The sequence below is a fragment of the Micromonospora sp. NPDC049051 genome (assembly GCF_043197575.1).
Classification (GTDB): Bacteria; Actinomycetota; Actinomycetes; order Mycobacteriales; family Micromonosporaceae; genus Micromonospora.
This window is the reverse complement of sequence record NZ_JBICTL010000002.1, coordinates 484,402-499,836: the sequence shown is the minus strand read 5'-3', so window position 1 is coordinate 499,836 and position 15,435 is coordinate 484,402. Positions and strand designations below refer to the sequence as shown.

Annotated in this window: 10 protein-coding genes; 1 reads left to right on the top strand and 9 read right to left on the bottom strand. The window is 70.8% G+C overall.

Annotated features, from left to right (window positions below; translation table 11 throughout):
• Positions 1-65 precede the first annotated feature (65 nt).
• The 9 genes from ACGFIR_RS09495 to ACGFIR_RS09455 all read right to left on the bottom strand — a co-directional run bounded on the left by ACGFIR_RS09495 (position 66) and on the right by ACGFIR_RS09455 (position 11,149).
• Positions 66-902: a MarR family transcriptional regulator gene (locus tag ACGFIR_RS09495; RefSeq protein ID WP_393144183.1), complete on the bottom strand. Its 837-nt coding sequence runs from the start codon at positions 900-902 to the stop codon at positions 66-68.
• Between the two features lie 421 nt (positions 903-1,323).
• A complete protein-coding gene (locus tag ACGFIR_RS09490) occupies positions 1,324-1,902 on the bottom strand; it encodes a hypothetical protein (RefSeq protein ID WP_393144181.1) in 579 nt (192 codons plus the stop codon).
• Between the two features lie 144 nt (positions 1,903-2,046).
• Entirely contained in the window at positions 2,047-2,697 is a 651-nt protein-coding gene (locus tag ACGFIR_RS09485) for a hypothetical protein (RefSeq protein WP_393144179.1), read from the bottom strand.
• 631 nt (positions 2,698-3,328) lie between these two features.
• Positions 3,329-4,318: a replication-relaxation family protein gene (locus tag ACGFIR_RS09480; RefSeq protein ID WP_393144177.1), complete on the bottom strand. Its 990-nt coding sequence runs from the start codon at positions 4,316-4,318 to the stop codon at positions 3,329-3,331.
• Between the two features lie 262 nt (positions 4,319-4,580).
• Positions 4,581-7,049, bottom strand: a complete 2,469-nt coding sequence (locus ACGFIR_RS09475) for a type IV secretory system conjugative DNA transfer family protein (protein ID WP_393144718.1) — start codon at positions 7,047-7,049, stop codon at positions 4,581-4,583.
• Between the two features lie 59 nt (positions 7,050-7,108).
• Entirely contained in the window at positions 7,109-8,899 is a 1,791-nt protein-coding gene (locus tag ACGFIR_RS09470) for a VirB4 family type IV secretion system protein (RefSeq protein WP_393144176.1), read from the bottom strand.
• Positions 8,896-9,816, bottom strand: a complete 921-nt coding sequence (locus ACGFIR_RS09465) for a PrgI family protein (RefSeq protein WP_393144716.1) — start codon at positions 9,814-9,816, stop codon at positions 8,896-8,898. Before ACGFIR_RS09465 ends, ACGFIR_RS09470 begins: the two co-directional genes overlap by 4 nt.
• Before the next feature lie 29 nt (positions 9,817-9,845).
• Positions 9,846-10,763 (bottom strand): conjugal transfer protein TrbL family protein, encoded by a 918-nt coding sequence (locus ACGFIR_RS09460; protein ID WP_393144174.1) that lies wholly within the window; start codon positions 10,761-10,763, stop codon positions 9,846-9,848.
• Positions 10,764-10,765: 2 nt separating this feature from the next.
• On the bottom strand, positions 10,766-11,149 hold the full coding sequence (locus ACGFIR_RS09455; protein WP_393144172.1) for a pilin: 384 nt from the start codon (positions 11,147-11,149) through the stop codon (positions 10,766-10,768).
• A gap of 782 nt (positions 11,150-11,931) precedes the next feature.
• Between ACGFIR_RS09455 and ACGFIR_RS09450 the strand changes: the two genes are divergently transcribed.
• Positions 11,932-15,345 carry an NACHT domain-containing protein gene (locus ACGFIR_RS09450; protein ID WP_393144170.1) on the top strand — a complete coding sequence of 1,138 codons (3,414 nt, stop codon included), beginning with the start codon at positions 11,932-11,934 and terminating at the stop codon, positions 15,343-15,345.
• The last annotated feature ends 90 nt before the right edge of the window (positions 15,346-15,435 follow it).

The following is a 15,435-nucleotide window of genomic DNA, read 5'->3' as shown; positions in this document are numbered from 1 at the left end:
GGAGCACCGGGGGCGGGCGTGAGGCGCCAACTTCGACGCCCGCCCTCGGGCTGCCTGGCAATGGGCTACTGGCCGACGGTGGCGGGGGCGAGTTGGAAGGTGGCGGGGCGCTCCACGGTCTGCACGGCCGTGCCGGCGGCGGCGAGTTTGGTCGCGGCGTTGGCGACCGCACCGGGGCTGGCCTTGGCCGCGCCGGTGCCGGCGTTCGCGGCGTCGATGAGCTTGCACAGCTCACTGGTCTTGTAGGCCCGGTCGGGGTGGGCTTCGAGGATGTCCAGCACCGCCCCGCGCAGCGAACCTCCGGTCCGGCGCGCTGTGCCTGGGTGGCTGTCTTGCGCTGGTACGTCCGTCGTCTCGGCGTCGGGTTGCCCGTGCGCGGACGTCGGCTTCCCCGGCACGTCCTGGTCGGTGGGGGCGATGGGAGTAGAGGTGGCAACGGCTGGCGCCTCGGCCTTCTCCTCACTCCGCTCATTGGGCTTGGTGGGCTCCGGGGCGGCCTGCGGTTGCTGGTCAGGGTGCGGCAGCGGCGATGCGCTGTCGTTGGGCTGTTGCGGATCGTCGGCTGCGGCGGTCGGCGAGGGTCCGTCATTGGCTGGGTTCTGCTTGTTGGTGCCAGGGTCGGCGGGTGCCTGGAGCTTCTCGGGCGCCGTCGTGGGGTGTGGGGTGGCGGTGGCGGCGCGGCCGGAGTCGGTGAGCCGCCACAGGGTGCGGCCGTCATCGGTACGGAACCGCTCGGCCTGTCCGGATCCCTCCCACGCACGCAGCTTCGGGGTGGTGGTGGAGTAGCCGAGGCCGGCGTGCTCGGCGATCGCGGCGGCGGTGGTCTCGCCAAGTTCGGCCAGCGCGGCGAGGACCTTGAACGCGCTGTGCACCGGTGCGGCGCCTTCGTGCGGGTCGGTCATGCTGGTGTCCTTTCGTCGTAGGGGTTGGTGCGGAGCGAGGTCCACGCACTGATCCACGCTTCGACAGCGGCATTGATCAAGTGCAGGGACCGCATCTCGGGACGGCAGGGTTCCTGCTGCCTGCTGCGTCGGATCTCCGCAGGGGCTTGGATGGAGGAAGAGGTAAAGGGCGGCCTGTTGCTGGCCGGGCTTGGCGGGGCGCCTCGGCCCGAGGGACCCGGCGACGGTGGACGCGTCCCCAACGCAGGGCTGCCGCCGGGAATTGGCAACCGGCGGTCGGAGGCCGGCGTGCTGCACAGATGTCGTGCGGCGGTGGATGGCCGGTGGTGCGGGCAGCGTCGGTGCCGCTGCTGGTGGGTGCGGTTGGCCGCTATTCGCCTGCCTCAGGCGCGGTGCTGGTGGCGAGGTGGCCGGCTCGAGCTCAATCGCGTGCGGCGGTGAGCAGGCGGCGTAGGCAGGTGGGGATGACGGTGGCCCGCACCAGGGCGGGCGGGTCGTCGAGGACGACGGTCGTGGTGGTGGCGCTGCCGCGGATGCGGAGGATCTGGTAGTGCCGGCCGTCGATGTCGCAGGCCGTCAGAGCCCGTACTGGTGTCCCGTCGGGGTTGGCGGGTAGGCCGTGGGCGGCGGCGTCGCGGCGGCCGGTCTCGCTGGTGTCGAGGCCCTCGGCGAGGAACGCCAGTCCGGCAAGGCGCCGATGCCCGAAGGGTGCCCGTCGGGTCAGCCACGGCGGGGTGTCGGGGGCGGTGAGGTGGGCGGTGAGGGTTTTCAGGCCCACCCAGTAGGGCAGCCGCATACCGGGAACGGTTTGGGAGTGCAGCCACCAGAGGGCCGGGTCGATGCCGAGCTCGTCGGCGTTGATGCGGGGTTGGTGGCGATGGATGGTGGTGTCGAACAGGCCGAGCAGGACGGGCAGGGCGTCCCAGCCTTGAGCGTTGGCGGCGTGTTCGACGGCTGTGAGCGCTGCGGCGATGGCGGCGGCGCGGTGGCGGGATCTCATCAGTGGTGCCTCCTCGCATTGGGGGTGAAGTTGTGGGGGCCGAGGAGCCGGCCCTGCTCTGCGGGCACGCGTGCATGCCGGACGGCGCGCCTGATCTGCTCGGCGGGTGCAGGGGCGCGCCGTCCGGCTGGTAGTTGGCGGTGGTTAGAGAGCGACGGCGAGGAGCCGCTGGTTCGTATCGAGGGTGTCGAGGTGGGCCAGGGCCTGCTCGAGGTAGGTGATGCGGTGGGCGAGGGCGTCGCTGGCCGGGGCGAGTTTGCGCCCGTCGGCGGTGAGCATGGCGTCGCCGGCGACGGCGCTGCCGGCGCGGTAGTGCTGGTAGGCCATCTGCCCTGCCTGGTACATCTCCAGCTCTCCGACGCCAGGTTGTCCGGTGCCGGGGGTGGCGGCGGCGTGTAGGCGAATCGCGTGGACACGGGGCTGGGCGTGGAAGTCCGCGGTCGCGGTGTCGTAGGGGTATCGGTCGGGGTCGGTGAGGTGGCGGGTTTCGAACACCGGCCAGGGGATGGCCGGTCGGGTGCCGTGCACGACCTGCTGCCAGATCTGGTGGCGGATGCCGGCGCCGACGGCGGCGGCGTGGCGCATGCCGACCAGGTCGAGCAGCGTCACTGGTCCGCCCGCGCAGGGGGCGGGGCGGCCCTTGCGCAGGCCGATCATGTGGTGGCGCTGCCACAGCCGTAGCTGCGGGATTGCCCAGAACAGGGGCGTGAGTGTGCCGGTGACACCGAAGTGCTTGTCGAGGTGGTGTGCGGTGAGCGCGTCGGCGGGCAGGTCGTCGGGCAGGCAGATAACCATCGTGGCGATGGTCGGCGCCGGCGTGACGGCCGGCCGCGTGGTGGTGGCCCGTATGGGAGCCGGTGTGGCCGTGACGGTGGCAGCCCGGGTGGGGGCCGGCCGGGAGGTAACAGCGGGCACTCGGCTGCCGTGTCGGGTCAGTGGGGTGCCATTGAGGGTGGACATGTGGGTCCTCCTTGCGTTGGGTGTGTGCGGGCACGCGGGGGTGCCCGGCCCACCGGGTGTGGGTCGGGTCAGTGCGGAAGGGAAGCGGAGGTGGCGCGGGTGGTGGGTGCGACCTCGAGGGGCCCGATGCGCGGAGTGCGTGCCGACCGGCCGAAGCGGGTGGGCGTCGCGTACCGCTGGATGCGGCGGGGATTCTGAGGTGGGACCGAACCGGGGTGGAGCGAATGTGGGGTGTGGTGTTGCCGGAAACGGTAGCGGCGTGGTCTGTCAGCGCCTCACGTCCGCGCGATGGACGAAAGTTGCCGTTGACCAGCACTGTCAGACGCTCGCGCTGGCCTGCGGGGTGATTGAGGATCACCGCCTGTCAGAGCCTGGTGGGTCTGACAGGCGACTCGCTGTCCTGACAGACGGGTTAAGGCGGCCATCGGTGCGGGTGCCGGTGGTGACGGGTGGTGGCCTGAGCCGGTCAGGCGGATGGGCGGGCTGGTGAGGGGTCGGGGTGGTCGTCGGCGTCGGGGTGGGTGAAGCGGTGCGGGTTGGTGGCGGGGTTGTCGGGGCCGTGGTCGCTGGGCAGTTCGTGCAGCCAGCGGCGCGGCGTGGGGTCGGTGGTGAGGGTCCAGGTCCGGCTGGCGGGGTGTTCACCGTGGATGCCGGTGGCCACGGGCATGGTGGTGGGCAGCCCGGCGAGGGCGCGTAGGAGGTTCGCCTCGCGGCGGCGGCTGCGTACGCGCAGCAGGACGGGGTAGCGGGGGCCGAACTCGGCGAGACGTCCGTAGGCGCGCAGCTTGCGCAGCACACGGTTGAGGTTCTCGGTGTTGTTGTCGTGTTCGAGGAAAAACCCGACGCTGTGGTCGCCGACGGTCCAGATGCCGTGGGCGTCGGGGCGGATGTCGGCGGCGGCGTAGGCGGCGGTGGCGTGCTGCTCGGACCACCACCGCGCCAGCTTGGCGTTCGGGTTGGTGCGGGTGTGGGCGTGTAGGTCGACGAAGAGTTGGTTGACGCCGAGCAGGTGGCGCAGCTTGGTGCTGCCGACGATGCGTTCGGTGCGTTCGATGTTGCTGCGTGGTGGGCGGGCGGAGGGCCGGTCGGGGTCGGTGTAGGCGCTGGGGTGGAGGACTGCGCCGAGAGGGCCGAGGGCGTAGAGGTACTGGCTGGTGCCGGTGGTGACGTCGACGAAGCGGGTGACGGCCTCGATGCAGTGCAGCGTCGCCAGCCGTAGCAGGGCCGCTCGTCGGGACGGGAACAGCGCGTGGGCGATCTGGTCGGTGGATAGCAGGTAGTGCTCGGCAAGCCAGTTGAGCAGTTGGCGGTCGCGCAGGGTCAGCCGTCTTAGCAGGTCGAGGCGTTCCTGGCGGGATGGGCGGCGAGCCGACCGGGATCGAAGCGGTGAGGGGCGAGCGGATGGGTTCGGTGTGGAGAGCGCGAGTGACTGTGGGGCGGAGTGGTCGGCAGTCATGGTGGGTTCCTTCAGGGGAAAGGAGGATCCCCTCTGAGGGAGGGGTGTCTGGGATGTGCGAGGGCCGTGACCGTGGGTGGTCAGGGGCGGTGCGCGGCGTTGACAGGCCCGTGCGCGCCGTGGTGTCGGCGGGCGGAGCTGACCGCTGGTGAAGAGGTGGTGAAGGGCCGGCGGAAGGGGCGATCAGGGCTCGCTCTGATGGCGCTGACAGACGCTGAGGCGCTGGCATCGCCGCCGTGTTCTCGCCGTCGGGGTCGGGCTGTCAGGAGCGGCTGTTGTCGCTTCGGGTCCTTGTGCTTCTGCCGTCGCGGCTGTGAGACGACCACCGGTCGACGAGTGCGTCGATGGCGCTGGTGTTCTGTGCCTCGACGGTGCGCGCGACGGTTTCCCGGATCGCGGTGGCCTCTCCCACGACTGGCTGGGGTGGTCGGGTGCGTAACGTGAACGCTGGTGTCTGTCGGCCGTCAACGACGAGGCGGGTCGCGGCGGTATAGGCGTCGAGGTGCGTGAGGTCGTGCTCGTCGAGTTCGGGCAGGGTGTGGCGGGCGAGGACGCGAGCGTCCTCGGGCGCACACGAGAAGTAGATCTTGTTGCGGGCGTTCGCTGACGCCGCAGCGAGGAGGTCCTTGGGGAACTGGGCGAGGTCCTGGTGTGACAGGACCAACGACAGGCGGTACTTACGGGCCTCAGCGAGCATCGTGTCGAGGCTGTTGGCGAGGGTGAGGAAGTTCTGCGCCTCGTCGATGATCAGCATGGCGTCGCGGCGCTTGTCGTGGGCGATCTTGGCGCGGGCGGTGGCGGCCTGCCACACCTGGGCGAGGATCAGGGAACCGAGCAGTTTGCTGGTGTCCTCGCCGAGTTGTCCCTTGGGGATCCGGACGAGCAGGGCGCCGCCGTCGAGGACCTTGCCCATGTCGAAGCTGGACTTCGGGTAGCGCATGGTGCGTTTGACGAAGTCACGCAGCAGGAAGGCTCGTAGGCGGGCGAGGACGGGGCCGATGACCTGGGAGCGTAGGGCGGGGTTGAGGTCGTCGTACCACTGCCAGAAGCCACTCAAGCCGGCCGGGTCGTCGAGATCGACGGTCATCGCCGAGCGGAACTGGGCGCTGTTAAGCAGGGGTGGGATGTGCTGCAGGGTGACGTTGGCGTGCCGCAGCAGCGTCAGGCAGGCGACGCGCATGACGTCGTCCATTCGAGGTCCCCACGCTTTGGCGAAGATGTTCCCGAAGATCGACACGAGGTTGTCGACGACCAGGTCGGGGTCGTCGCCGGAGAGCGGGTTGATCGTCGGCGGGTTGGGTTGGTCGGGGTCGAACAGCACCACCCGGTCCGCGACGGAGGCGGGAAGCCGGTCGAGGATGTCCAGGACCATGTCGCCGTGGGGGTCGATGACGACGGTGCCGCGACCGGCTTTGATGTCGTCGACGGCCATGTTCACCAACAGTGTGGTCTTTCCGCTGCCGGTGGAACCGACGACGTGCAGGTGGTAGCGGGCGTCAGGCACGGCCAGGGCGACGCTGTGGCCGCCGACCTGCGCGTCACCGATCATCTTCGTGCCGCGCCCGCCGGTGGCAACGGCGACCGGGGCGGGCATGGACTTGGCGCGGGCCCGGTCCAGGCCCGGCACGGCCAAATCTTGGGGCAGGGCGGCGAGGGCGGCCAGTTCGGGGGTGCAGGTGAGGAACCCGCCGCTGAGGCGCCGCTGGGTGAGCACGACGGTGGGGTGGGGCATGCGGGTGCGGTGGGTGAGGCGGTTGCGGCCGGAGTAGACGGCGAAGGACGAGGCGACTGGGTCGGCGATGCCTCGTAGGCGGGGCCGCTGGTCGCTGTTGGCGCGCCGGCTGTTCTTGCCGATGGCGTAGCGCACAGCGGTTTCCCACAGCGGATGGGCGGTCTTGTCGAGGATCGCCCGCACGTCGCGTTCCACTCCTGGGTCCCGTCGGCCTGCGGCGGGTCGGGCAGTGCTGGAGGTGCGCTCGGGCAGGAACAGGCCGACGAGGAAGAGCAGTGGCGTGGCCGGGTTGATGCTGGGGAAGGCGACCTTGCCGTCGCGCAACCTGGCGGCGGCCCGCCGGGCACGCAGGGCACGCCGTGGTGCGGCGGGGCGGGCGAGGACCTGCACGCAGGCGTACTCGTCGGCGCGTAGTTGGGAGCCGGCGGACATCAGCGCCCGCAGCGGATCGTTGTCGTGGTCGGTGCGCAAGGGTAGCCATTCGGCGGCGGTGAGCAGCAGGTGCCCGCCCACCGCCGCCGCGCCTTTCGGGATCGGCGGTGGGGGTGTGTCGTCGGTGGTGCAGGCAGCACCCGGCCAGGCGGCGCGGACGGCGGCTTCGACGGCGCCGGGTGGGACGGTGCCGGGCACCCACACGCAGATGAGCAGCCGCCGTCCGGTCCAGGTGTATTGCCACACGACATGTGGGCTGCCGTAGAGCAGGCGCCTGCAGCGCGACGGGGTGAGGGTGCCGGCGAGGTTCGCCCACAACGCTGCCGCACTGCGCGGGTCGACCTCTGGTGGCGGGGCGATCGTGACGAGACGGGCACCGTCGGCGTGCCGGCTGTGCCGCCACAGGCCGAGCAGATTGCGCCCGGCAACAACGGAGACCAGCACGGCGGCGGCGACGGCGAACAGCCATGGCCGCTGCCCCACCCACGCGGCGGCGTCGAGAATCCAGCGGGTCGACCCGGTCGGGGGTACGACAACGCGAGCGCCCGGCCCCGAAGGACCAGGCACCGACGTGGGCGTGGGCGGAAGGACAGCCGCGATAGCGGCGGCGGTGGTGGTGGACAGGGTCACAGGTCTGCCTCCTCGTCGAGATCGGCGAGTTCGGCCGGGCGTGTGGTGCACAGCTGGTGCTCGGTGTGGGAGGCGATGGCCTCGAAGCTGCTCCGGTTGGTACCGCAGATCAGCAGGCCGGTACCGACGCGGGCGGCGAGCAGGAGACGTCGTTCACCGGCAGTCAGGCCAAACGCGTCGCCGATGGCGTCGATAGCCTGCGGGGCCTGCTTGAGCAGCACCTGCGTGGCGGCGTTCGCGACGACAGCGTGGCCGAGGTCGGTACCGAGGACGTCGGCGACGTCCTGGGTGATGACGGTCAAGCCGGCGTGGCGTTTACGGGCGGCTTTGGACATGCGGAACAGGAACCGGGCGCCCTCGCCGTCGCGCATCAGCAGCCACGCCTCGTCCACCACGACGAGCCGGCGGGCGGACAGCCGGTCGGGGGCGTCGACCTGCCGCCAGATCGCGTCGAGGGCGAGGAGGGTGCCGACGGTGCGCAGCTCGTCGGGCAGGTGCCGCAGCGACCACACCACCAGGTGCCCGTCGGGGCGGGTGGTGCTCGGCCCGTCGAACAGGTCGGAGAACGAGCCTTGCACCCACGGGGCGAGGCGGGCGGCGAGCTGACCGGCGGCGGGGTCGGGGTCGGCGCGCAGTCGGTCGGCGAGGTCGCGCAGCAGCGGGGCGGGCCGGTGGTGGGTGGCGGGGTCGGCGGTGATGCCCGCGTCCCGGTAGACGGCGAGGATCGCCCGGTCCAGGGCCGCCCGTTCCGCTGGCGGGGGCTGCTGGCCGAGCAGCACCGCGATGAGGGTGTGCAGGAACAGGCCGCGGCGGGTGAGCACGTCGGGGCGGGTGTCGCCGGTGGGCAGGTCGAACGGGTTGACCTTCACCCCGGCCATGCCCAGCTGGACTACCGTTCCACCGACGGCGTCGGCGAGGCGCAGGTATTCGTCTTCGGGGTCGATGACGGCGACCTGCACCCGCCGGTAGAGGTTGCGCAGGATCTCCAACTTCACGAAGTACGACTTGCCTGCGCCGGAGCGGGCCAGGACCACGGAGTTGTGGTTCTCCTGCGCCCAGCGGTCCCACCAGACGATGCCGCCGGAGTCGGGGTTGACGCCGTAGAGGATGCCGCCTTCGGCGGGCGGGTCGCCGGGCAGCGGGGCGGGCAGATCGGCGCTGGCGAGGGGGAACGCGGCGGCGAGGGCTTGGGTGTCCATGGTGCGGCGCATCTGCAGCAGATCGGTGGCTAGGGGCAGGGTGGTGGTCCAGCCGGCGAGGTGCCGCCAGGTGGCCGGCTGCACCTCGATCAGCGTCGACGCGGCGGCGGCTTTCACCTGCGCGCACGCATCGAGCAGTTCGTCTTCGGTGCGGGCGTGCACGGTCAGGTACAGGCCGACACGGAACAGCTTGGCCGCGCCACGCGCGAGCCGTTGGGCGAGGTCGGCGGCGTCGTCCGCGGCGGCTTCCACGTTGGGGTCGGACAGCTTGCCGGACGTGGCGTCGGCGCGCCGCGAGGACTCGAAGCGGGCGCGCTGGCTCCGTAACCGGGACGCGGCGACCGCAGCGGGCAGCGGGTCGATGTGCAACGCCAGGTCGAGGCGCCCCGGCCAGGACAACAACGGTTCCAGCCAGGCGGGGCCGACCTCGGCCGGGTAGCCGGTGACGACGAGCGTCGCGGCGTATCCGTCGCCGACGCGCAGCATCCGCGGGGTGACCTCGACCGAGGCGGGAGCGACGGTAGCCGCCAGCGCAGAGGGCTGGCGGCCACCACCGGTGAACGTGCGGGGACGAATGCGGGCTTTCATCGCAGGCGCCTCTTTCTGCTGGTGGGGGTGTCCGGGCCGGTGATGACGGTGTCGGGGGCAGCGAGGCCGCCGGGTCGGGGCGGGCGGTAGGGGTCGGCGGCGGCGGCGATGGCGGCCGTGACCGCCGCCCCGTCGAGAGCGCGGGTGCTCACCCCGAGGCCAGACAAGGCGCGGACGGTGTCGTCGGCGCGGCGGCGCGCGGCGTGTTCGCCCCGCTCGCCGGTGCTGGTGCGGGTGACGATGAGGACCTGCCGGCGCAGCGGGTCCCTGCGGGTGGCGAGGTCGTCGAGGAAACGGGCGTGATCGGCGGCGGCGTCAGCCAGGGCGGGGTGCGCCAGGGCGTCGGCGGCGGCGGCGAGGGTGCGGGCGGCCGAGTGCAGGTCGACCGGCTGGGCCGACACGACGATCTGCGTCGGCGTGGACAGGCTGTTGAGCCAGCGGCCGAAGGTGTCGACCAGGGCGGCCTGTTCGTCGGGAGTGCGCAGGGCGAGGTTGACGTTGGTGGCGGCGACCATCGCCGCCCGGGCACCGCCGAGGCGGATCTCTCCGCCGTCGTCGATGGCGTCGGCGGGCAACTTCAGTGGCGCCGGCAGCATCACCGGCGTCTTCGGTGCCTGGACCCAGTCGGGGGTCTTCGACATCGTGTCGGTGGTCGACAGCGCCCGCGGCGCCCGTGCGTGGCGCACGGCGGCGAGGAGCCACAGGTCCAGGGACAGTCCGTCGCGGCGGCCGACCGCGACACCGAAGGCCAGCCCGCCGACGACAACCGCGACGGCGATGAGCGCCGGCATCGGCACGAGGGTGTGCAGGGCCTGCCAGGCGCCGTAGAAGGCGAGGGCAGCCACGGCGAGGATCGCGAGCTGCCGGAAGGTCAGCCCGTATGCGATCTTGTCGGGGGCGTCGACGTCGGCGGGCATCCGCGCCCGGCCGGTGTCAGTGCGCTCGTTCATCGGCCCACCGCCCGCAGGCCCCGGCCGAGGCCGGGGACCGTACGGGTGACCTGCTGCACCAGGATCACCCGCACCGCGGCGCCGATCATGTTCGAGCCACCGCCGCCTGAAGCGGAGACGATGCGGCTCATCAGGGCGGGCACCCGCAGGGTCGTCCACAGCAGGACCATCACCACGAACAGGTTGATCACCCCGCCCGGATCGGCCGGCAGGCCGAGTGCGGGCAGCAGGTTGTCGGGGTCGGTGAGCATCCACTGCCCGGCGTAGAGGGTGAAGCCCTGCACCACCGGCACCGCCAGAATGCCGGCGTAGGAGCGCCACCACAGTCGGGCCACCGCATCGGTCTGCGGCAGCGCGTGACACGCCAAGGCCAGCGGGGCGAAAGCGGTCAGGACGAGCACCACAGCAAAACGGACGATCACGCTGAACGCGGTACCAGCCAGCAACACGGCGATGATCGCCACACAGACCACGAACAGCAGCACCGCAGTTTTGTCCTGCCCAGCGGCGGTGTGCGTCTTGAGCGCCCGCAACGTGCCGTCGCTGTCACCCTCGCCGGTGGTCAGGGCGGCGGTGAGGGCGTTGGCGAGGTCGATGAGCATGCCGCACCACAGCTGGGAGAAATGCGCGGCGACGAACCCCACGATCAGGCGCGGTAGAAGGTCCTTGATCGTGTAGCGGGAGCGTTCGTCGCCACCGGCGGTCACGGTGAGCACGCCGGCGGCGACGAAGGCCAGGACGAAGACGGTGTCCACGACGAGCACCGAACGGCCGGTCAGGGCCTGCACCTGCGGCAGGGCGGTGACGTTCGGGGTGATCAGCAGCGCGCTGCTGATCACCCCGATCAGCGCGTCCAGGGTCGCAAGGATCGCCGCCGCCAACCAGTCCAGGATCTGGTCGAACAGCCACCCCATGCTCAGCCCCCGACAATGCCTCGGACGACCTGCAGCAGGACAGGTGCGAGGATGGCCAGGGCGTAGCCGACCAGGGCGCTCTTCAACGCGCCCTTGGCCTTTTCGACCTGCGTCGGGTCACCGCCGGCTGTGGCCCAGTAGACGCCGGCCACGACGAGATACAGGGTGGCCAACGCGGCGAGGATGCCGATCAGCCACAGCTGCAGGTTGTTGATGACCACCGGCAGCGAGTGCGCCACCAGCACCGCACCGCCGGAGTCGGCATGCGCGGCGGTGGGTACCAACAGCAACATCAATACTTCGCCGGCGACCGCGGCGACGCGGCCCACGCGGCGGGCGGTGCGGGATCGGGTAAGGGCACGAAGACGTGCCGGGATACGGAACATGGGCGGTGTCACCTCCGGCCCCACCCCTTGCCAGGGGTGGAGCGTCGCAACGGGTGTGGTCCGCCGCCGGGCGGGAGGCGAGGGACGTCTTCGAGCCGCGACAGGTCCTCGGGAGGAGCACGTCCTCCCTGTCGGGTGTGGCGGGTATCGGTGAGGTGTCAGCGCACCAAGACGACGCGGCACCCGAGGCGCTCGGCTCGCATGCGACCCCAACCTTGGGGCCCGGCGGCGGGCGGAACCCCCGCAACGCCTCGATCAGCGTCGCGGGAAAAGTTCCGCACCCTCAAACCGGCGTTTGTCAGCTCTGACGGACACCCTTCGACCTGACACGGGTCTGACAGCGAAACCCCGCATCTGACAGCGCAGATGAGACGGTGGCGCAGTAGGAACCTCACGGGCCGGGCGCGTGGTGCTGACAGCGCGGATCGCCGGTTATCGAGTTCTGGCAAACCGGCACACCGTGTCCTACAAGTGGACCGTGACGCGCGGGCCCAGCCCGGTGCTGCTCCCGAGGGGTGTCGACGTATGGGTCAACGGGCCCAATCGGGTCGAGCCGAACGTGCACAGGTACGTAACGACCTTCATCGGTGGGAACGGAGGACCGGGGTGCCCTGTCTTCGATCCAGCCTTCGGTTTCAACGACAACCCATGCGCCTCGGCGGAGAAGCGCGCCCTCGATCTTGAGCGGAGTTGGCCGTCATTGACTTGCTGTCATTGTCCTCGGCGGAGAGCCCGCCAAGCGGCGGAAGCCTACGCGTTGTTGCGCGGCTACCATCCGTGTCATGGATCGCGCGGCCGCTTGGCTGGAAACCGGCGACCAGATCGCATCCATGGTGGGCGCTGCCGCAGGAGTCACCGCGCTGCTCGTGGCAATACGCGCTGAGCTCCGTGCCCGTGGCGCTACCGGTCGTCGGCGCCGGATGCCCTGGTCGTTGTTGACGCTTTGCGTCGCCCTGTTCGCCCTTCGTTTCGTTCCGGCCATGCCGGCCTGGTTGGTCGAGCCGTCGGCGTGGGCGGCCTCGGCGGTGGGTGCGGCGGCGCTGATGGTTGCCGTGCGGCGTGGCCCTTCGGGTCCCACTCTGGTAGTCAATCCGCAGATCATGGGGCTGATGCGGCGTCTCAAGGACGACGCTGCCCGGCATCGATACCGCTTCTTCGTCGGCTGGTCGGCGCCTGCATTGTCCGACGTGTACGTCCGGCAGCGTCCCGCGGTCGGCGGTGTGAGTGGGGGGCAGCACCGGGCGCTCGTGAGCGTTGACGACTTGCTTACCAGGGACGGTCACGGGCTGTTGCTCGGCGGAGCCGGATCGGGAAAATCCACCCTCGCCGCGACCGTTACGGCCGCGATCGCCAGCCGGGCCCTGACCGCCGGGGACTTCGGGGCGCTCGCGATCTCGGTCACCGCCGCCGACCTGGTGGGGCGGTCGCTGCCCGAGGCGCTCTCGCTAAGTTGCGCCCGCGACCTCGGTATCACCGCGGATGCCGAACTGTTCGCGGAGCCGCCGGTGCCCGGCGGACGCTGGCACGTGATCGTCGACGGCGTCGACGAGGTGGTGAACGCCCACGATCGTTCACGACTGCTCTGGGAACTGCGCAGCCTCCTCCGCGAGGGCGACGTCACTCATCGTTTCCTGGTGACGTCCCGCCCTCTGCCCGACGCCGAACTCGCCACGCTGAGGAGTACGCGGGTCACCGAGTACGAGCTGCGTCCCTTCGACCGGGCTGACCTCGCCGACTTCGCGCGGCGCTGGTTCACCGCTCGCCTGCCGCACGACCCGGAGGCCGCCGCGCGCGAGGCCGCCCTCTTCCTCACCCGGGTGACGGGCGCCCGGCTCGGCCCGGTGGCCCGCGTTCCGCTGCTTGCCACGATTGCGGCGATGGTCTACGAGCAGGCCGACGGGGGTGCCCTGCCGGCCAGTCGCGCTCATCTCTACGCGAGGTTCGTCGAGCACCTCCTCGACGGCCGCCACGAACTTTCGGAGGCGAAAGCGTCCCTGGTGGACGCGCTGCAGGGACGGGGCCGTGCCGGCCTGGCGATCGCCACATGGTTGAAAGACGAGTTCTACGACGTGATCGCTCGCATGCTCGACGCCGTCGGCGTGGCCCGCATCGCCCGGCCGAACGCCGACCTGTGCGCCGCCGCCCTCGCCTGTCTTGACTCAAACGCGCCCCACCGTCTGACCGACACCGTTCCCGACGCCCGCAGGCAGATTGAGGACCTACTACGTAGCACCGGGCTCTTCGGGATGCGGCACGGGCAGCTCGCGTTTCTGCACCAGAGTTTCGCTGAGTTCCTCTGCGCGCGGGCTATGGCCGACAGCTTCGACGCCGCGCGCTGGCGTGTCATGGCCGCCAACCCCGCGGCCCGCAGCCTGGCCGCCTTCGCTGCGGCCCGCCGCCCCGACGCCGACACGATGGTCCGCTCTCTCGTCGCTGACAAGGGCATCATCACGGCCGCCGACATGATTGCCGACGGCGTCCCGGTAGATGACCCGACACGGGCCACAGTGCTGGACGGTCTCTTCGCTCACTTGGGCGACGACACCCCCACCGCGCCGGAAGCTCTGCGCGTGCTGCGCGAGCTGAGCGTCGAACAGGACGTACTGCGGCGGCTGACCACCATGGCAGGGGACAATGACGTGCCGGAGTGGACGCGGGTGGTGCTGGCCGACGTGGTCATCGACGTCGACCGCCCGGTCGGCGTCGCTCAGCTCCGGCACGCTGGCGAACACTTCGCGTCCGAACCGGCCACCTGGGCCGCGGACGCTCTGCGAGCCCGGGGCTTGCAGGTCGACCCGCGTACGAAGAACCTCTTTGGCCCCCCCTCCGGCCGGGACCGCGGAGCGCTCGGCGGCCTGGGTCGGCAGGCACTCTCCCAGCAGGCCGGTAACCCCGACTTCAGCGACATGCAGCGCTTGGGGGCCGCTGAGCGCTTGGCCCATGACGGTGACCTCATCCCGTTACGGGCCTTGGTTGAGGAAGCCGGTATGGGCCGGCTCGTCCAGCTCGCAGGCGGGAAGATTCTGGCCGACCTAGGTGACCTGGAACCGCTGGTGACGATGACCGCGAGGCAGGAAAGAACCGCGGACACTGGGAGTGACTGGCTCCAATACCTCGCGGCGGCCGAGGTGTGCGCCCGCGACCCGGCCCGTGGCGTGCCGATCCTGCGGGCGGTCTTTGACCGGCACGAGCCGTTGCCTCGGACATATGGCTGCGCCGTCCGTCTTGCCGAGGCGGGGAGCATCACCGAGCTGGCGAGTTTGGCGGCAGCGGATGCTACGGAGTTCTGGCGGGAGCCGGTCTCCCAACTACCCTGGCTCCAGTCGCCTACGGTCGGGGCGAATCTCTCTCGGGCCGCTGCTCGGCGTCTCGCCGGTGAGCCGCGCTTGGCCAAGCGCTGGGGCTATGAGACGGGAGCCTGGGCGCACGTGCGGGCCGCAGCAGCGAAGGGCCGAGACGCGCTGCACGATCTCGCGGTACGGGGGAGGCCGAAGCCGCGGCTACAGGCGGCGACCTGGCTCGGCCGACACTTCAGCGACCCGGAGGAGCTTGAACGCGTCGTGGCCGATCCCGGGGTGCCGGCCCGCTTCCGGGTGGCGGCCGCGACCTCCCTAGCGATGCTGTTCGGCTCCGCCACGGATGAGCCCTTACGGCAGCTCGAACGTCTTGGCGAGCTGCATTACGAAACCGTCTGCGGGATCCCCGCGACGCCGATCCAATACACCTCCTCCATTCCGACCGTGCCGGAGCGTTCGTTCGACCTTTGCGCCGCCTTGGCTGCTGACCCGGACACGCCCCGCTCGCTGCGCGCCGCGCTGACGCTCCTTCTGCCATTCGGCGACTCGGCCGACCGGCTCGCCCGTATTGCGGACAATCCGGCGATGAGTTTCCTGGTCCGCTTCGAGGCGATCAATGCCCTCGTAGGGTCAAGCCCGGATTGGGGGCGCCGCTCCCTCTCCGCAGTCGTGCGCAACCGCGACCTTCCCAATCCACTTATATGGTTCCTGCTGCTCAAAATCTTCCTCAGCTGGCATCTGGACGTGAACCGTCTCGGCTGGCGCGAATTTAAGACGATTGCCCGTCGCGTCGAGGTCATCCGGAACGCCCCATCTCTGCTGCACAGGCTCTGGAGGATCGCCGGGACGGTGGTGTTCAGCCGCCCCGCCCTGGACCGCGTGGTGTCCGATCGGCCCTGACCCCGGTCATGCCGTCACACAGAGACTGGCTGCCATGAGGACCGATCATCCGTGCGGGGTCCGACCGTCATGGTCGAACCCCGCTACGGC